We start from the raw sequence: 17320 nt of genomic DNA, 5'->3' as shown, positions 1-17320 counted from the left end.
GGACACTAGCGGAAGGCGTGGCCGCTTCAAGTAAAATGATGCGGCCGCCATCCTGGCGGCTTGTGTATTGCCGCTGCTTCCTCCAAGTCACTATTTTCTCTCCATGCGTATCGCTTCGCACCTGGCGACCCTCGCCGTCCTGACCTCCTCCTTGTTGCTGACCGCCTGCGGCACGACTACCTGGCTGCCCGGCTCCTCCGACGCCAAGCCGGCTGAATCGGCCGCCGCCACGCCTGCGCCGCCGGCCGCGACGGCGCCGAAGAAAATCCGCATCGGCCTGGCCCTGGGCGGCGGTGCCGCGCGCGGCTTTGCGCATATCGGCGTGATCAAGGCGCTGGAGTCGCAGGGCATCGACGCCGACATCGTCGCCGGCACCAGCGCCGGCAGCCTGGTGGGCGCGCTGTATGCGGCAGGCAATGACGGCTTCGCGTTGCAGAAGCTGGCGCTGCAGATGGACGAGGCCACCATTTCCGACTGGTCGGTGCCGTTCTTCGCCAAGGTCGCCGGTGTGCTCAAGGGGGAGGGGGTGCAGAACTACGTCAACAAGGCCCTGAACAACCTGCCCATCGAGAAATTCAAGATTCCCTTCGGTGCGGTGGCGACCGACCTGAAGAGCGGCCAGCCGATCCTGTTCCAGCGCGGCAATGCCGGTATCGCGGTGCGGGCGTCGTCGGCGGTGCCGGGGGTGTTCCAGTCGGTCAAGATCGGCGACAGCTATTATGTGGACGGCGGCCTGGTGGCGCCGGTGCCGGTGCGCTTCGCGCGGCAGATGGGGGCTGACTTCGTGATCGCGGTCAACATCTCGGCGCAGCCCGAGGCGCAGGCGTCGGCCAGTTCGCTGGACGTGCTGTTGCAGACTTTCGCCATCATGGGGCAGACCATCAACCAGTATGAATTGAAGAACGCGGACATCGTGCTGCAGCCCAGCCTGGGCGCCATGAAGGGCAGCGACTTCGCCAGCCGCAACGTCGCTATCCTGGCCGGCGAGCAGGCGGCGATGGCGGCCATGCCGGAAATCAAGCGCAAGCTGAAGTTGCTTTCAGGGAATTGAGCGTATCTGCCGGGAGGAGGGGCCCGGCAGCATTTGCGCCAGAAAAGACAAAGCCGCCAGAAGGCGGCTTTGTCGTATGCAATGCATCGAAATGGTGCTTATCGGGTATCGCTGTCGTCCGTGGCGATCCGGCGTGCACCGCTGAAGCGCTTCTTCCAGTAGGACTCGTCCATGCTCTCGATGCGAACCTGGCCGCCGCTGGAGGGCGAGTGGATGAACTTGCCATCGCCCAGATAGATGCCGACGTGGGAGAAGCTGCGGCGCAAGGTGTTGTAGAACACCAGGTCGCCGGGTTGCAGGTTGTCCTTGCCGATCTTTTCGCCGACGCGGCTGATTTCAGCCGAGGTGCGCGGCAGGTCGGTGCCCAATGCTTCCTTGAATACGTAGCGCACCAGGCCGCTGCAGTCCAGGCCGCTATCGGGCGTGTTGCCGCCGTAACGGTAGTTGATGCCCAGCATGGCCAGGGCCTGGGTTGCCAGTTCGGATGCGCGGTCGGTAATGGCTTGCAGGCGGGCGATGGCAAGATTGGTCTTGCTGATCTGCTGCAGGGCTTGCGGGGTTTGTGCTTGGGGGGGAGGAAGATCCTGGGCCGCCAGGGACAGATCGGCAGAGAAGGCCGATGCACTGATCCAGAGTCCGGCCGCGAGCACGCACGCTCGCACGGTTTGGCGTCGGAATCGGTCAGATCGGCGTGAAGTCATCAGGATCCTCTGAAAGTAGGATTGCGGGACTGTAAGTGAATTCTTATGGCATGTCAAAAGCTAATTTCATGCCAACTTGCAATAATTGCATCGTTTTCGAGGCATCCCGGGGTTTCTCGCCGCATTATTATTCTTCGAGATTTTTTTGCGCTAAACAATTTACGGCTTTACTTGCTGGCCGTCTTCGGCAGTTCGCATGAAAAACGCTCACTGAAGAGTTTGTGCAGGTCTGATGTCAAAACATCTTTCTCGCCGTACAATCACCGTTCAATTTTTTCAGCACACCGGAGCCAACATGCAAACCAAACCATTTCTGACGCTGGACGATGTCAAGAAGATCGCCGCCGGCGCGGAAGCCGAAGCGAAGGCCAACAACTGGGCCGTGACGATTTCGATCGTCGACGACGGCGGCCACCTGCTGTGGCTGCAACGCCTGGACGGCGCCGCTCCGATCTCTGCGCACATCGCTCCGGGCAAGGCGCGCACCGCCGCGCTGGGCCGCCGCGAAACCAAGATCTATGAAGACATGATCAACAATGGCCGTTTCTCCTTCCTGTCGGCGCCCGAGCTGGACGCGCTGCTGGAAGGCGGCGTGCCGGTCGTGGTCGATGGCCATTATGTCGGCGCCGTGGGCGTGTCGGGCGTGAAGTCGTCGGAAGACGTACAGATCGCCAAGGCCGGTATCGCTGCCCTGGGCCTCTAATCCCGTTCTTCGCCGGCAGGCCTTGCCTGGCCGGCGAATCCCGCTATTTGCCTTCATTTGGATGCATCTTGCGGTAACTTTCGGCGATCCTGGATTTGCCGGAGGGAGTCTCTTGCGCTATAATTACGCGGTTTAGCTAATTTAAATTCCGTCGTAGCGCATACCCATCCTCCACCTCGTTCCAGCAGGCCAACAAGCACCCGAACCGAATGAGTCGGGGTCTTTGCGCCGGTCGGTTTGGTGCGCAAGGTCTTCCGGTCATCCAGCAGCGACGGTAACAATCTCAGGAGTTACCCTTGCTGCCTCTTCTTTCCGGTTCCGCGATTCCGGCCATCCTCGCGCTCGCAGACGGGTCTGTCTTCCAAGGATTTTCCATCGGCGCCGCAGGCAACACTACTGGTGAAGTGGTGTTCAATACCGCGATGACCGGCTATCAGGAAATCCTCACCGATCCCAGCTACAGCCGCCAGATCGTCACCCTGACTTACCCCCACATCGGCAATACCGGCGTCAACCGCGAAGACGTCGAAGCTTCGCAAATCCACGCCGCCGGCCTGATCATCAAGGATCTGCCGCGCCTGGTGTCCAATTTCCGCACCCAGCAATCGCTGTCCGATTACCTGAAGGAAAGCAATATCGTTTCCATCGCCGGCATCGACACCCGCAAGCTGACCCGCATCCTGCGCGAGAAGGGCGCCCAGAACGGCGCCATCGTCGCCGGCGAGGCCAATATCGAAGCCGCCACCGCGAAAGCGCTGGAGCTGGCGCGCGCCTTCCCGGGCCTGGCGGGCATGGACCTGGCCAAGGTCGTGTCGACCCGGAAGGCCTACAACTGGACCGAGACCGAGTGGCAACTGGGCCGCGGCTACGGCCAGCAGATCACCCCGAAATTCCACGTGGTCGCCTTCGACTACGGCGTCAAGTTCAATATCCTGCGCATGCTGGCCCAACGCGGCTGCAAGGTCACCGTGCTGCCGGCGCAAGCCACTGCCGCCGAGGCGCTGGCCCTGAATCCGGACGGCATCTTCCTGTCCAACGGCCCCGGCGACCCGGAGCCTTGCGATTACGCGATCGCCGCGTCCAAGGAGTTGATCGAGCGCGGTATCCCGACCTTCGGCATCTGCCTGGGCCACCAGATCATGGCGCTGGCTTCCGGCGCCAAGACGCTGAAGATGAAGTTCGGACACCACGGCGCCAACCATCCGGTGCAAGACCTCGACAGCAAGCAGGTGATGATCACTTCGCAGAACCACGGTTTCGCCGTGGATCAGGCGACCCTGCCGGCCAACTGCCGCGTCACCCACGTCTCGCTGTTCGACGGCTCGCTGCAAGGTTTCGAGCGCACCGACAAGCCTGCTTTCTGCTTCCAGGGCCACCCCGAAGCATCCCCTGGACCGCATGACATCGCCCCGCTGTTCGACAAATTCGTGGCGATGATGGAGAAGAAACAAAATGCCTAAGCGTAACGACATTAAAAGTATCCTGATCATTGGCGCTGGCCCGATCATCATCGGCCAGGCCTGCGAATTCGACTATTCCGGCGCACAGGCCTGCAAGGCCCTGCGAGAAGAAGGTTTCAAGGTCATCCTGGTCAACAGCAACCCGGCGACCATCATGACCGACCCGGAAATGGCCGACGCCACCTACATCGAGCCGATCACCTGGCAGGCGGTGGAACGCATCATCGCCAAGGAAAAGCCGGACGCCATCCTGCCGACCATGGGTGGCCAGACTGCGCTGAACTGCGCGCTGGACCTGCATCGCCACGGCGTCCTCGAGAAGTACAAGGTCGAGCTGATCGGCGCCACTCCGGAAGCCATCGACAAGGCTGAAGACCGCTCCAAGTTCAAGGACGCCATGACCAAGATCGGTCTGGGTTCTGCGCGTTCGGGCGTGTCGCACACCATGGATGAGTCCTGGGCGGTGCAAAAGACCCTGGGCTTCCCGGTCATCATTCGTCCGTCCTTCACCATGGGGGGCACCGGCGGCGGCATCGCCTACAACGCCGAAGAATTCGAAACCATCTGCAAGCGCGGCCTGGAAGCCTCGCCGACCTCCGAACTGCTGATCGAAGAATCGCTGATCGGCTGGAAGGAATACGAGATGGAAGTGGTGCGCGACAAGGCGGACAACTGCATCATCGTGTGCTCGATCGAAAACCTCGACCCGATGGGCGTGCACACCGGCGACTCGATCACCGTCGCACCGGCCCAGACGCTGACCGACAAGGAATACCAGATCATGCGTAACGCCTCGCTGGCGGTGCTGCGTGAAATCGGCGTCGACACCGGCGGTTCCAATGTGCAGTTCTCGGTGAACCCGAAGGACGGCCGCATGATCGTCATCGAGATGAACCCGCGCGTGTCGCGTTCCTCGGCGCTGGCCTCCAAGGCGACCGGCTTCCCGATCGCCAAGATCGCGGCCAAGCTGGCCGTGGGCTTTACGCTGGACGAGCTGCGCAACGAGATCACCGGCGGCGCGACTCCGGCGTCGTTCGAGCCGTCGATCGACTACGTTGTGACCAAGATCCCGCGTTTCACGTTTGAAAAATTCCCGCAGGCCGACAAGCACCTGACGACCCAGATGAAGTCCGTCGGTGAAGTAATGGCCATCGGCCGTACCTTCCAGGAGTCGTTCCAGAAAGCCCTGCGCGGCCTGGAAGTCGGCGTGGACGGCATGAACGAAAAGACCACCGACCGCGAGACCATCGAGGAAGAACTGGGCGAACCCGGCCCGGACCGCATCTGGTACGTGGGCGACGCCTTCGCGCAAGGCTTCTCGCTGGAAGAAGTGCATGGCCTGACCCACATCGACCCGTGGTTCCTGTCGCAGATCAAGGAGATCGTCGACATCGAACTGTGGCTGGAAAAGGACGTGAGCCTGGAGTCGCTGGACAAGGCCACGCTGTTCCAGCTGAAGCAGAAGGGCTTCTCCGACCGTCGCCTGGCCAAGCTGCTGAAGACCACCGACACCGCCGTGCGCGAGCAGCGCAAGAAGCTGGGCGTGCGCCCGGTGTTCAAGCGCGTCGATACCTGTGCCGGCGAGTTCTCCACCGACACCGCCTACATGTATTCGACCTACGACGAAGAGTGCGAATCGAATCCGACCGACAAGAAGAAGATCATGGTGCTGGGCGGTGGTCCGAACCGCATCGGCCAGGGCATCGAGTTCGACTATTGCTGCGTGCACGCAGCGCTGGCGATGCGCGATGACGGCTATGAAACCATCATGGTCAACTGCAACCCGGAAACCGTCTCGACCGACTACGACACTTCCGACCGCCTGTACTTCGAGCCGGTGACGCTGGAAGACGTGCTGGAAATCGTCGACAAGGAAAAGCCGGTCGGCGTGATCGTTCAGTACGGCGGCCAGACCCCGCTGAAGCTGGCGCTGGACCTGGAAGCCAACGGCGTGCCCATCGTCGGCACCTCGCCGGACATGATCGACGCGGCCGAAGACCGCGAGCGTTTCCAGAAGCTGCTGCAGGACCTGGGCCTGCGCCAGCCGCCTAACCGTACTGCCCGTACCGAAGCCGATGCACTGCGCCTGGCGCAGGAAATCGGCTACCCGCTGGTGGTGCGCCCGTCCTACGTCCTGGGCGGCCGCGCGATGGAAATCGTGCACGAGCAGCGCGACCTGGAGCGCTACATGCGTGAGGCCGTCAAGGTCTCGAACGACTCGCCGGTGCTGCTGGACCGCTTCCTGAACGACGCCATCGAAGTCGACGTGGATTGCCTGTCCGACGGCGAACGCACCTTCATCGGCGGCGTGATGGAACACATCGAACAAGCCGGCGTGCACTCGGGCGACTCGGCCTGCTCGCTGCCGCCGTATTCGCTGTCGAAGGACACCATCGAAGAGCTGAAGCGCCAGACCGCGGCCATGGCCAAGGGCCTGAACGTGGTCGGCCTGATGAACGTGCAGTTCGCGATCCAGCAGGCCGAAGTCGACGGCAAGACGGTCGATACCGTGTTCGTGCTGGAAGTGAACCCGCGCGCCTCGCGTACCGTGCCGTTCGTGTCCAAGGCCACCGGCCTGCAACTGGCCAAGATCGCGGCGCGCTGCATGGTCGGCCAGTCGCTGGACAGCCAGGGCATCAAGAACGAAGTGGTGCCGCCTTACTTCAGCGTCAAGGAGGCCGTGTTCCCGTTCGTCAAGTTCCCGGGCGTGGACACCATCCTCGGCCCTGAAATGAAGTCGACCGGTGAAGTCATGGGCGTGGGCAAGACTTTCGGCGAAGCCTTCGTGAAGTCGCAGATGGGCGCGGGCGTGAAGCTGCCGACCTCGGGCAAGGTGTTCCTGTCGGTGAAGAACAGCGACAAGCCGCGCGCCGTGCAAGTGGCCCGCGACCTGGTCGCACTGGGCTTCTCGGTGGTGGCGACCAAGGGTACCGCGGCTGCCATCAGTGCCGCCGGTATTCCGGTGACTACCGTCAACAAGGTGGTCGAAGGCCGTCCGCACATCGTCGACATGGTGAAGAACAACGAGATCGCCCTGGTGATCAATACCGTTGAGGAAAAGCGCAATGCGATTGCCGACTCCGGAGCGATCCGTACCTCGGCCCTGGCAGCGCGCGTGACCACCTTCACCACCATTGCCGGCGCCGAAGCCGCAGTGGAGGGGATGCGCCATCTGGACGCGTTGAACGTCTACGATTTACAAGGCCTGCATAAAGCTATACACTAAACCCACAACACGTTACTTTGCCGGCTGAATCAGGGTCGGCAAGCGCAGAGGGCATCTGAGCAATCGATGCCCTCTCTGACTTTTAGGACGACTCCCTGCGGCCACAACATGTTCAATGTTGCAGGGCAGCGCCGTCCAGGGGCCGCTAACAAAATCCTACCGTCGCAGTGCGGCCAGTGGGATTTTGTTAGCGGCTCTGAGTCGGACGCACGTGTTGGAGACGAGCTGACGGAACATCTGCAGCGGCGTTTCGTTCATCGGTAAAGATTGTTCCCATAAAAAGACATCGACCAGTTGCCCTGTCGGCGACGGAGTTTTCTTTTTGCGTTTTCAGTCTGTCTGGTGGGCGCCGTCGGCGTTTTCCTCAATTCCCTAACCTTGAGTAAGAGACTTATGAGCACAGTTCCCATGACCAAGCGTGGTGCAGAACTTCTGAAAGAAGAGCTGCAACGTTTGAAATCCAAAGATCGTCCGGAGGTCATCAATGCGATCGCCGAAGCGCGTGCGCAAGGCGACCTGTCGGAAAATGCCGAATATGAGTCGGCCAAGGAACGCCAGGCGTTCATCGAAGGCCGCATTGCCGATCTGGAAGGCAAGCTGGGTGCGGCCCAGGTTGTCGATCCCACCGAGCTGAGTGCGGAAGGCCGCGTGGTGTTCGCATCCACCGTGGATCTGGAAAACCTGGACAGCGGCGAGAAGGTGACCTACCAGATCGTGGGCCTGGACGAAGCCGACATCAAGGAAGCCAAGGTTTCCGTGACGTCGCCCATTGCGCGCGCATTGATCGGCAAGAGCGCCGGCGATGTGGTGGCGGTGGAAGCGCCGTCTGGCGTGAAGGAGTACGAAATCCTGGAAGTGCGCTACGTCTGATGAAAACGTGTGCTGCCGCCGGCTCATGCCGCGGCGGCATGCTCCACTTCAGGCTGGTGCTGTCGTAATGAAAATGCCCGCAATCTGCGGGCATTCTGTTTTTCAGCGTTTTCCGTTTTCCCGGTCATCCCGGCAAGCGGCGATGCTCAGCCCAACGGCTTCTTGGTGCTGCGCTGGCGCGGTTTGGCCTTGCGCACGTTGCCGCCGGCGGTGACGCGCTCATTGCCCTTGAGCATGATCTTGTTGACGGTGGGGCGCTTTGTCGTATGCGTCTTGACGATGGTGACCTCGCGCAAGCCGCCCTTGCTGCCGGACGGCTTCTTTTTCTCGTCTTCCTTTTTGGGGCGATAGAGCACCAGCAGCTTGCCGATATGCTGGACCGGCGCTGCCTTGAGCTGTTCGCAGATGGTTTCGTAGATGGCAATGCGCGCCTCGCGGTCGTCGCCGAACACGCGAACCTTGATCAGGCCGTGGGAGTCGAGGCTCTTGTCGATTTCCTTCAGTACGGAGTCGGACAAGCCGCTTTCGCCGACGATCACGACGGGATTCAAGGCATGGGCCTGGGCGCGCAGTTCGCTGCGCTCGGCGGGAGTAAGTTTCAACATGGGAATGCGATGTCGGGACCGCGCCGGGCGGCGCGAAGCTGTCCCTGAAAGAGATAAAACCAGTATTCTACGCGAATGGCAAAGAACAAATTAAACAAAAACTGGTTACACGACCATATCAACGATCCTTACGTGAAGCTCGCACAGAAGGAAGGCTATCGTGCACGTGCGGCCTATAAGCTCAAAGAGATCGACGAGGAAGAGCGCCTGATCAAGCCGGGACAGATCATTGTCGACCTGGGTTGTACGCCCGGCAGCTGGTGCCAGTATGTGCGCAACAAGCTGGCCGGGGCCGAGGGTGGTGGCATCCACGGCATCATCATCGGCCTGGATATCCTGCCGATGGACCCGATCGCCGACGTGAATTTCATCCAGGGGGACTTCCGCGAGGAAGAGCCGCTGCACCAGCTGGAAGCCTTGCTGGATGGCCGCAAGGTCGATCTGGTGCTGTCCGACATGGCGCCCAATCTGTCAGGCGTGGCGATAGCCGATGCCGCACGGGTCGAGTATCTTATCGATCTGGCAATCGAATTCGCCCAGGCGCACATGAAACCCACCGGCGCGCTGCTGGTGAAATGCTTCAACGGCACCGGCTACAACGAACTGGTGCACAAATTCCGCGCCGAATTCAAGACGGTGGCATCCAAGAAACCCAAGGCCAGCCGGGACAAGTCTTCCGAAATCTTCCTGCTAGGGAAAACCCTGAAGAATCCTCGCTGAAAAATCGGATAAAGTGAATCGAAACAGGCCGTATCTCCAAATTCTCCTGTCCCAGCTTGTTTTTGCGTCTTGTTTTGCGCCGGTTCAGCCCTATATCGCTTCATAGGAAGCATCTTATGCTTGAGATGACTATTATTTCGGCAAGATCGATGTAGCTTGCTTTCATCGCATATTTCCCCGATTCGTGATTCTGATGTTGGTTTGGCAATGCCCGCAATGGCGTTAACGCGCTTGCTGCGTTGCAGGCAAGCACGATGGGATGGGCGGTTTCCTAGTAAGGGTGTTTGAATCCGGGTAAAATCGGAGCATATAAAGGCAACGTGGCGCATCGGCGTCGGAGGAGTTCCAGTGAACAACATGTTTTCCAAGGCTGCCATTTGGGTGGTCATCGCGCTCGTTCTGTTTATGGTGTTCAAACAGTTCGACAGCCGTAGCATGGCGTCGAACGCAAAGGCGATCGCGTATTCCGACTTCATCAGCGAGGTGAAGGCTGGCCACATCAAGGATGCGACCATCGAAGACCGCACCATCGTTGCCACCACGCAGGACGGCACCAAGGTCAAGACCGCCGCTACCTACCTGGACCGCGGCCTGGTCGGCGACCTGCTCAACAACGGCGTCAAGTTCGACGTCAAGCAGCCGGAAGAGCAATCCTTCCTGTCGCAAGTCTTCATTTCCTGGTTCCCGATGCTGCTGCTGATCGGCGTATGGATCTTCTTCATGCGGCAGATGCAGGGCGGCGGCAAGGGCGGCGCGTTCTCCTTCGGCAAATCGAAGGCGCGCATGCTCGATGAGAACAGCAACTCGGTCACCTTCGCCGACGTCGCCGGTTGCGACGAAGCCAAGGAAGAAGTGCAGGAGCTGGTCGAGTTCCTGCGCGACCCTACCAAATTTCAGAAGCTGGGCGGCCGCATTCCGCACGGCGTGCTGATGGTCGGTCCCCCGGGTACCGGTAAGACATTGCTGGCGCGCGCCATTGCCGGCGAAGCCAAGGTGCCGTTCTTCACCATCTCCGGTTCCGACTTCGTTGAAATGTTTGTCGGCGTGGGCGCTTCCCGCGTGCGCGACATGTTCGAAAACGCCAAGAAGCACGCACCCTGCATCATCTTCATCGACGAAATCGACGCTGTCGGCCGCCATCGCGGCGCCGGCATGGGCGGCGGTAACGACGAGCGCGAGCAGACCCTGAACCAGATGCTGGTCGAGATGGACGGCTTCGAAGCCAATTCCGGCGTCATCGTGATCGCTGCGACCAACCGCGCCGACGTGCTGGACAAGGCGCTGCTGCGTCCGGGCCGTTTCGACCGCCAGGTGATGGTCGGCCTGCCCGACATCCGCGGCCGCGAACAGATTCTCTATGTGCACATGCGCAAGGTGCCTATCGCCCCGGACGTCAAGGCCGATATCCTGGCCCGCGGTACCCCCGGCTTCTCCGGAGCCGACCTGGCCAACCTGGTCAACGAGGCTGCCCTGTTTGCCGCGCGCCGCAACAAGCGCCTGGTCGAGATGCAGGACTTCGAAGATGCCAAGGACAAGATCGTCATGGGTCCGGAACGCAAGTCGGCCGTGATGCGCGAGGAAGAGCGCCGCAACACTGCCTACCACGAGTCCGGCCACGCAGTGGTTGCCAAGCTGCTGCCCAAGGCCGATCCGGTGCACAAGGTCACCATCATGCCGCGCGGTTACGCGCTGGGCCTGACCTGGCAGTTGCCGGAGCATGACCGTGTGAACATGTACAAGGACAAGATGCTGGAGGAAATCTCCATCCTGTTCGGTGGCCGTATTGCCGAAGAGATTTTCATGCACCAGATGTCCACCGGCGCTTCCAACGACTTCGAGCGCGCTACCAAGCTGGCCCGTGCGATGGTGACCCGTTACGGCATGTCCGAGACCCTGGGGACCATGGTCTACGAGGACACCGAGCAGGATGCCTATTTCGGCCGCATGGCGTCCAAGACCGTGTCGGAAGCCACACAGCAAAAGGTCGATGCCGAAATCCGCAGCATCCTCGACGAGCAATACGCACTGTCGCGCAAGCTGCTGGAAGAGAACCGCGACAAGGTCGAAGTGATGGCACAGGCGCTGCTTGAGTGGGAAACCCTCGATGCCGACCAGATCAATGACATCATGAACGGCGACGAACCGCGCCCGCCGCGCAACGGCGTGCCGGCCAAGAAGTCCTCGTCGGACAACAACCGTCCGGGCGACGTCTCGCCCAACGCCACCGCACCGGCCTGATTATCCCGGCCGCTGGGTTTGGCAAGCGAACCGATCAAAGGGTGAGGAGCGATCCTCACCTTTTTTTCTGCCCGGCGCATCCATCGCATCCGTCGCCGCATTACCGGCTGCAAGGCGGAGCCGCCAAGGCAATACAAGAAAAACACAAGACAGCAGCAATGCAGGCAGCAAAGAGATAGGCAACAAGGCACGATGACACAAGCATTCCTGAAATGCGGCAGGTTCCGCCTGCCGATGCAGCAAGGCCGTCGCCCTCTGGTGATGGGTATTCTCAATGTCACGCCGGATTCCTTTTCCGATGGCGGACATTACAACTCGCTCGAGTTCGCGCTTTCCCATGCGGAGCAGATGATCGCCGATGGCGTCGACATCATCGACATCGGCGGCGAGTCGACGCGTCCCGGTATCGCGCCGCTGTCGCTGGAACAGGAGCTGGAGCGGGTGATGCCGGTGATCTACGCACTGCGCGACTGCGGCAAGCCGCTCTCCATCGATACTTATAAGCCAGCTGTCATGCGCGAAGCGCTGCTGGCCGAGGTGGACATGATCAATGACATCAACGGCTTTCGCGCCGAGGGGGCCATCGATGCCGTCAAGGACAGCGAAGCCGGCCTGTGTGTGATGCACATGCAGGGCGAGCCGCAGACCATGCAGCGGGAACCGCATTACGATGACGTCGTGGCGGAAGTGGAGAGTTTCCTGCGCAGCCAGGTGGACAGGATGATGGCGGCAGGTGTGGCGCGCGAGCGCATTTGTATCGATCCGGGTTTTGGCTTTGGCAAGACACTGGAGCATAATCTGGCTTTGCTCAAGAATACCCGGCGGCTGATCGGCGCGCTCGACTTGCCCTTGCTGGCCGGGATGTCGCGCAAATCCATGATCGGTGCAGTCACGGGAAAACCGCTGGAAAAGCGCATGGCAGGCAGTATCGGGGCTGCGCTGGCAGCGGCCCAGCAGGGGGCGATGATCATCCGTGTGCACGATGTGGCCGAAACCGTTGATGCAATCAACATGTGGCAAGCCGGACGGGAAGACAATTAGAAGCAGGGCGCCGGTCCGGCAGACTGCACCGGACGGACATAAAAATAGTTTGGAACAACAGGATGGCGCCAGGCCGGCATCCTGCGATGCCGCCGCAGAGCGGCAATCAATTTAGAAGGAAACGATTTATGGCAGCAAAATATTTCGGCACCGATGGCATTCGTGGCCGCGTGGGCGTCGCCCCCATCACTCCCGATTTCGTCATGCGCCTGGGCTATGCCGCGGGCAAAGTCCTGGCCAAGGCGCGGGATGGGGTTGCACGTCCTACCGTGCTGATCGGGAAGGACACACGGATCTCCGGCTACATGCTGGAAGCTGCCCTGGAGGCGGGTTTTGCCGCCGCGGGTGTCGATGTGATGCTGGCCGGCCCGGTGCCTACACCGGCTGTCGCCTACCTCACGCGCGCATTGCGCCTGTCGGCCGGCGTGGTGATTTCGGCTTCGCATAATCCCTTCCACGACAATGGCATCAAGTTCTTTTCGGCCTCGGGCAACAAGCTACCCGACGCGGTCGAGGCCGACATCGAAGCGGCGCTGGAACAGCCCATGGATTGCGTGCCCTCGGAAAAGCTGGGCAAGGCGCGCCGCCTGGATGACGCCCAGGGCCGCTACATCGAGTTCTGCAAAAGCACCTTCCCCAATGCGCTGGACCTGTATGGCATGACCATCGTGGTCGATTGCGCGCATGGCGCCGCCTACAATATCGCCCCCCACGTGTTTCACGAGCTGGGGGCCGAAGTCATCACCATCGGCAACAAGCCCAATGGCTTGAACATCAACGAAGCATGCGGCGCCACAGCGCCCCAGGCCCTGTCGGATTCGGTGCGTGCCAACCGCGCCGACCTCGGCATCGCACTGGATGGCGACGCCGACCGCTTGCTGATGGTCGACGCATCGGGCCGCATCTACAATGGCGACGAGCTGCTGTACCTGATGGTCAAGGATCGCCTTGCCACCGGCCCGGTCGATGGCGCGGTGGGCACCCTGATGACCAATATGGCGTTGCAGGTGGCCTTCAAGAAGATGGGCGTTCCGTTCGAGCGCGCCAAGGTGGGCGACCGCTATGTGCTCGAAGTACTGCAGGAAAAGGGCTGGCTGCTGGGCGGCGAAGGTTCGGGCCACTTGCTGTGCCTGGACAAGCACACCACCGGCGACGGTATCGTCTCCGCCTTGCAGGTGCTGTCGGCGTTGAAGCGCAGCGGCCAGTCGCTGGCGCAGATGACGGCCGACATCAAGCTGTTTCCGCAATCGCTGGTCAACGTCAAGATCCCGGCCGGCTACGATTGGAAGTCGAACGCAGCGCTGCAGGCCGAGAAGCTGGCCGTGGAAGAGTCGCTGGGCGATCGTGGCCGCGTACTGCTGCGTCCTTCCGGCACCGAGCCGCTGATTCGCGTGATGGTCGAAGCCGAAGATGCGGATCTGGCGCGCAGCATGGCCCAGCGTATTGCCGACAAGGTGCTGTAATTCCATGGCGCTTGCGGTTTTTCCGTGGGCGCCCAAGCCGTGATGTAGTTTCCAGACAGAAGGACAATGTCAAAAGAGTCGCCCCATATCCTGCTGGTCGAAGATGAGCCCAGCATCGCCGAATTGTTGCGTTTCACGATGCAAGGGGCGGGTTTTGCCACCACCATCGCCACCGATGTTTCGCAAGCCCGCAAATCGATTGCCGAGTCGCTGCCGCATGCGGTGCTGCTGGACTGGATGCTGCCCGACAGCTCCGGCCTGGTATTGCTCAATGAGCTGCGCCGGGAGCCGCGCACCGCTGCGTTGCCGGTGATCATGCTGACCGCCAAGGGGATGGAAGAGGACAAGGTCAAAGGCTTGAATGAAGGCGCCGACGATTATGTGACCAAGCCGTTTTCGCCCAAGGAGTTGGTGGCGCGGGTACAGGCGCTGTTGCGCCGCAAGACGCCGGAGATTGGTAGCCAGGTGCTGAAGTATGGCGGAATCAGTATCGATGTCGAACGTCGCCAGGTATCGGTGGCCGAGCGGCCGGTGGCGCTGGACCAGGCGGAATTCAAGCTGCTGCGCTATCTGGTGGCGCATCCTGACCGCATCTTCTCGCGCTCGCAACTGCTGGACAAGGTGTGGGGCGACCATACCTTCATCGAGGAGCGTACCGTGGATGTCCACATCATGCGTTTGCGCAAGTCGCTCGGCGATCTTTCGCACTATGTGCAGACGGTGCGGGGGGTGGGATACCGGTTGAGTACGGAAGCGCAGGATTGACCTGCGGATGCAGGTTGGCAGATAAAAAAAGCGATCCATCGGATCGCTTTTTTTGCGCCTGGGACGTTCAATCCAGCGGCACGCTGCGATAGCGGTTCACTTCCGATGGGGAGACGAAGCCGGCACGGTTGCTCCAATCGTTGCGGATATACGAAACCACCGCCGCCACTTCCTGGTCGCTCAGCCTCGGCCCGAAGGGCGGCATGCCGAACGGATACGGGTTGCCCGCTGTCGATGGCGGGTAACCGCCATTGAGCACGATGCGGATGGCATTGACCGGAGATGACGTAGTCACCGCCTGATTGCCATTGAGCGGCGGGTAGTTTGGGCTGGCGCCCTGGCCCTTGTCGCTATGGCAGTCGATGCATAAGTCCCCGTAAAGCTGTTTGCCGAGTTTCATGATGCGTGCGGCTTCTGCCGGCTCAGGCTGCTGTGCTGGTGGGCGTGCAGACGCGGCGTCCGGCGGTAGCGATTTCAGGTAGATGGCCATCGCTTCGATATCCGTGTCGTCCAGATATTGCAGGCTGCGCCCCACAACTTCGGCCATCGGCCCGAAGGCCGCACCACGTGGCGAGATTCCGGTCTTGAGCAGGGCGGCGAGGTGCCCGGTTTCCCAGTTGCCCAGGCCGTTTTCCTGGTCGCCGTTGAGCGGCGGCGCATACCAGTCGAGTATCGCGATCATGCCGCCTGCCAATTCCGCCTGCGAGGCGGTGGCGCCAAAGGTGTTGCGCGCGGTGTGGCAGGCGCTGCAATGTCCCAGCCCCTGCACCAGATAGGCGCCGCGGTTCCATTGGACCGATTGCCGGGTATCGGCGCGGTATTCCCCCGGTTCGAAGTACAAGGCGCGCCAGCCGGCCAGCAGGATGCGCTGGTTATAGGGGAAACGCAGCGCGTGTTCCTGGTTGGGCCGGTCCGTGGCCGGGATTGTCTGCAGGAAAGCGAACAGCGCATCGGAATCGTCGCGGCTGACCTTGGTATAGCTGGGAAAGGGGAAGGCGGGGTAGAGGAAGCTGCCATCCTTGGAGCGCCCATGGTGTAGCGCACGCCAGAAATCGTCGGCATTCCAGCTGCCGATGCCGGTCTTCTTGTCCGGCGTAATATTGGAGGAGTAAAGCGTGCCGAACTTGGTGACGATCGCGCGGCCGCCAGCATAGGCGTCGCCGCCGCGCGGCGTGTGGCAACCGATGCAATTGCCGGCGCGCGCCAGATATTCGCCGCGCTTGATCTGCTGTGCGCGGTCGGCAACGGGAGTGGCGATGCCGGGGTCTTCGCTGCGCAGCGACTGCCACGCCACGACTGCGGCAGGTACTGCGATCGCTGCGGCGATGACGGCTGCGATGATAGCGCCGAGTGCTTTCTTCATTGTTTGGGCACTCCTGCTTGCTCCATGCTGCCGCAAGCCAGCGGCAGCGGCGCGGACGGCGACGTTGCCGGCGCGGCGTTGTGCGGGACGGGTTGGGCGGATAGCCAACTGCTGGCGGCGTTGATGTCTTCCGGAGTGAGCTTATGGACGATCGTTGCCATGCAATCGGGAGACCTGGCTTTGCGCACGCCATTGATCCATGCGCCCAATTGCGCATTGATGTAGTCGCGCGGCAGGCCGAGCAGGCCGGGGATGGCGGGTTGCACGCCGGTCAGCGCCACGCCGTGGCAGGCGGCGCAGGCAGGGACCTGGCGTTCCTTGATGCCTTGCGTCACGAGCTGTTTGCCGCGTTCCAGGACGGCGGCCGAAGCATCGGATGACGCCGGCGCGGGATAAGGCGGATGCTCGTTGGCGAAGAAGGCCGCGATCTTGTGCAGGTAGTCGTCCGAAAGATTGCCGAGCAGGTAGTTCATCATCGGGTACTGGCGCCGGCCGTCGCGGAAGTTTTGCAACTGGTTGAACAGATAGGTTTCGGGTTTGCCCGCGATACGCGGATAGTAGCCATCCGGAGTGGCGCGGCCTTCCTTGCCATGGCAGGCGATGCAGGCCGCAACCCGCTCCGGCATGCCGGGAACGGCATCGGCCGCGGCCGTTGGGGAAACCGGCTGGATCTGCGCCTGCGCTGCGCCAATGGCAAGGCTGCATGCCAGCAGCGTCAGGCCTCGTACGAACCTGCTGTGGCCGCGGCGGGCCGGATACGGTATGAACGCCAACTTCGGTCTCCCTTCGCCGGCATCGGCCGGGGTTACAGGGGCCGATGCGGTTTTTTCTGGTTTTTTCTGGCGCTGCCTGGGCAGCGATCCGGCCATTGTAGTGGAAGGGCGGTTGTCTGCATTCCATACATATCCCTGCATGGCGCATACAGGCAACACTGCCGCCGTGCACGGCCTTCGCTTTCCAAGCATGGGCGCAGAGGCTACAATAGCCGCCTTGCCGCCCCCGTAGCTCAGTGGATAGAGCGATCCCCTCCTAAGGGATAGGTCACACGTTCGATCCGTGTCGGGGGCGCCAGCATAAAAAAAAGCGCAGAAGATGTCTTCTGCGCTTTTTTCTT

Annotated in this window: 14 protein-coding genes and 1 tRNA gene; 11 read left to right on the top strand and 4 right to left on the bottom strand. The window is 61.4% G+C overall.

Annotated elements, in window-relative coordinates; genetic code table 11:
• Positions 1-103 precede the first annotated feature (103 nt).
• Positions 104-1051, top strand: coding sequence for a patatin-like phospholipase family protein (locus AKL28_RS10745; RefSeq protein ID WP_050468125.1), 948 nt, complete (start codon positions 104-106; stop codon positions 1049-1051).
• A 98-nt stretch (positions 1052-1149) separates the two neighbouring features.
• Here AKL28_RS10745 and AKL28_RS10740 read toward each other — a convergent pair whose 3' ends face one another.
• Positions 1150-1752 carry a C40 family peptidase gene (locus AKL28_RS10740; RefSeq protein WP_050468124.1) on the bottom strand — a complete coding sequence of 201 codons (603 nt, stop codon included), beginning with the start codon at positions 1750-1752 and terminating at the stop codon, positions 1150-1152.
• A gap of 295 nt (positions 1753-2047) precedes the next feature.
• On the opposite strand from AKL28_RS10740, the gene AKL28_RS10735 reads away from it, so the two are divergent.
• The 4 genes from AKL28_RS10735 (at position 2048) to greA (ending at position 8011) form a co-directional block, all read left to right on the top strand.
• Positions 2048-2455, top strand: a complete 408-nt coding sequence (locus AKL28_RS10735; RefSeq protein ID WP_050468123.1) for a GlcG/HbpS family heme-binding protein — start codon at positions 2048-2050, stop codon at positions 2453-2455.
• 296 nt (positions 2456-2751) lie between these two features.
• Positions 2752-3915 (top strand): glutamine-hydrolyzing carbamoyl-phosphate synthase small subunit, encoded by a 1164-nt coding sequence (gene carA / locus AKL28_RS10730; RefSeq protein WP_050468122.1) that lies wholly within the window; start codon positions 2752-2754, stop codon positions 3913-3915.
• Entirely contained in the window at positions 3908-7141 is a 3234-nt protein-coding gene (gene carB, locus AKL28_RS10725; RefSeq protein WP_050468121.1) for a carbamoyl-phosphate synthase large subunit, read from the top strand. Before carA ends, carB begins: the two co-directional genes overlap by 8 nt.
• A gap of 393 nt (positions 7142-7534) precedes the next feature.
• Complete coding sequence (greA, locus tag AKL28_RS10720) at positions 7535-8011, top strand: transcription elongation factor GreA (RefSeq protein ID WP_050468120.1); 477 nt, start codon at positions 7535-7537, stop codon at positions 8009-8011.
• Between the two features lie 146 nt (positions 8012-8157).
• Here the strand turns inward: greA and yhbY are convergent, their stop codons facing one another.
• Positions 8158-8616 carry a ribosome assembly RNA-binding protein YhbY gene (gene yhbY / locus AKL28_RS10715; RefSeq protein WP_050468119.1) on the bottom strand — a complete coding sequence of 153 codons (459 nt, stop codon included), beginning with the start codon at positions 8614-8616 and terminating at the stop codon, positions 8158-8160.
• A 75-nt stretch (positions 8617-8691) separates the two neighbouring features.
• Between yhbY and AKL28_RS10710 the strand changes: the two genes are divergently transcribed.
• From AKL28_RS10710 to AKL28_RS10690, 5 genes are all read left to right on the top strand, one after another.
• Positions 8692-9336 carry an RlmE family RNA methyltransferase gene (locus tag AKL28_RS10710; protein ID WP_050468118.1) on the top strand — a complete coding sequence of 215 codons (645 nt, stop codon included), beginning with the start codon at positions 8692-8694 and terminating at the stop codon, positions 9334-9336.
• A 348-nt stretch (positions 9337-9684) separates the two neighbouring features.
• Positions 9685-11574 (top strand): ATP-dependent zinc metalloprotease FtsH, encoded by a 1890-nt coding sequence (gene ftsH, locus AKL28_RS10705; RefSeq protein ID WP_050468117.1) that lies wholly within the window; start codon positions 9685-9687, stop codon positions 11572-11574.
• Positions 11575-11766: 192 nt separating this feature from the next.
• Complete coding sequence (folP, locus tag AKL28_RS10700) at positions 11767-12615, top strand: dihydropteroate synthase (protein ID WP_050468116.1); 849 nt, start codon at positions 11767-11769, stop codon at positions 12613-12615.
• Between the two features lie 128 nt (positions 12616-12743).
• Positions 12744-14078: a phosphoglucosamine mutase gene (gene glmM / locus AKL28_RS10695; protein ID WP_050468115.1), complete on the top strand. Its 1335-nt coding sequence runs from the start codon at positions 12744-12746 to the stop codon at positions 14076-14078.
• A 66-nt stretch (positions 14079-14144) separates the two neighbouring features.
• Positions 14145-14843, top strand: a complete 699-nt coding sequence (locus tag AKL28_RS10690) for a winged helix-turn-helix domain-containing protein (protein WP_050468114.1) — start codon at positions 14145-14147, stop codon at positions 14841-14843.
• Positions 14844-14910: 67 nt separating this feature from the next.
• On the opposite strand, the gene AKL28_RS10685 is transcribed toward AKL28_RS10690, so the two are convergent.
• On the bottom strand, positions 14911-16206 hold the full coding sequence (locus AKL28_RS10685; protein ID WP_050468113.1) for a c-type cytochrome: 1296 nt from the start codon (positions 16204-16206) through the stop codon (positions 14911-14913).
• The gene (locus tag AKL28_RS10680) at positions 16203-16979 is read right to left on the bottom strand and encodes a c-type cytochrome (protein WP_169801834.1); all 777 of its coding nucleotides are present in this window, start codon (positions 16977-16979) and stop codon (positions 16203-16205) included. Before AKL28_RS10680 ends, AKL28_RS10685 begins: the two co-directional genes overlap by 4 nt.
• Before the next feature lie 222 nt (positions 16980-17201).
• Here AKL28_RS10680 and AKL28_RS10675 point away from each other — a divergent pair.
• A tRNA-Arg gene (locus tag AKL28_RS10675) sits at positions 17202-17277 on the top strand.
• Positions 17278-17320 lie beyond the last annotated feature (43 nt).

This window comes from Herbaspirillum chlorophenolicum (assembly GCF_001189955.1).
Classification (GTDB): Bacteria; Pseudomonadota; Gammaproteobacteria; order Burkholderiales; family Burkholderiaceae_D; genus Herbaspirillum; species Herbaspirillum chlorophenolicum.
Note: the sequence above shows the minus strand (reverse complement) of the source record. Positions and strands in the feature narration are given on the sequence as shown.

Bases quoted from the DNA above. Each gene is read 5' to 3' on its own strand.
- yhbY (WP_050468119.1), bottom strand. From the start codon at position 8,616: ATGTTGAAACTTACTCCCGCCGAGCGCAGCGAACTGCGCGCCCAGGCC.
- AKL28_RS10710 (WP_050468118.1), top strand. From the start codon at position 8,692: ATGGCAAAGAACAAATTAAACAAAAACTGGTTACACGACCATATCAAC.
- glmM (WP_050468115.1), top strand. From the start codon at position 12,744: ATGGCAGCAAAATATTTCGGCACCGATGGCATTCGTGGCCGCGTGGGC.
- AKL28_RS10690 (WP_050468114.1), top strand. From the start codon at position 14,145: ATGTCAAAAGAGTCGCCCCATATCCTGCTGGTCGAAGATGAGCCCAGC.
- folP (WP_050468116.1), top strand. From the start codon at position 11,767: ATGACACAAGCATTCCTGAAATGCGGCAGGTTCCGCCTGCCGATGCAG.
- carB (WP_050468121.1), top strand. From the start codon at position 3,908: ATGCCTAAGCGTAACGACATTAAAAGTATCCTGATCATTGGCGCTGGC.
- AKL28_RS10745 (WP_050468125.1), top strand. From the start codon at position 104: ATGCGTATCGCTTCGCACCTGGCGACCCTCGCCGTCCTGACCTCCTCC.
- greA (WP_050468120.1), top strand. From the start codon at position 7,535: ATGAGCACAGTTCCCATGACCAAGCGTGGTGCAGAACTTCTGAAAGAA.
- AKL28_RS10685 (WP_050468113.1), bottom strand. From the start codon at position 16,206: ATGAAGAAAGCACTCGGCGCTATCATCGCAGCCGTCATCGCCGCAGCG.
- AKL28_RS10740 (WP_050468124.1), bottom strand. From the start codon at position 1,752: ATGACTTCACGCCGATCTGACCGATTCCGACGCCAAACCGTGCGAGCG.
- AKL28_RS10735 (WP_050468123.1), top strand. From the start codon at position 2,048: ATGCAAACCAAACCATTTCTGACGCTGGACGATGTCAAGAAGATCGCC.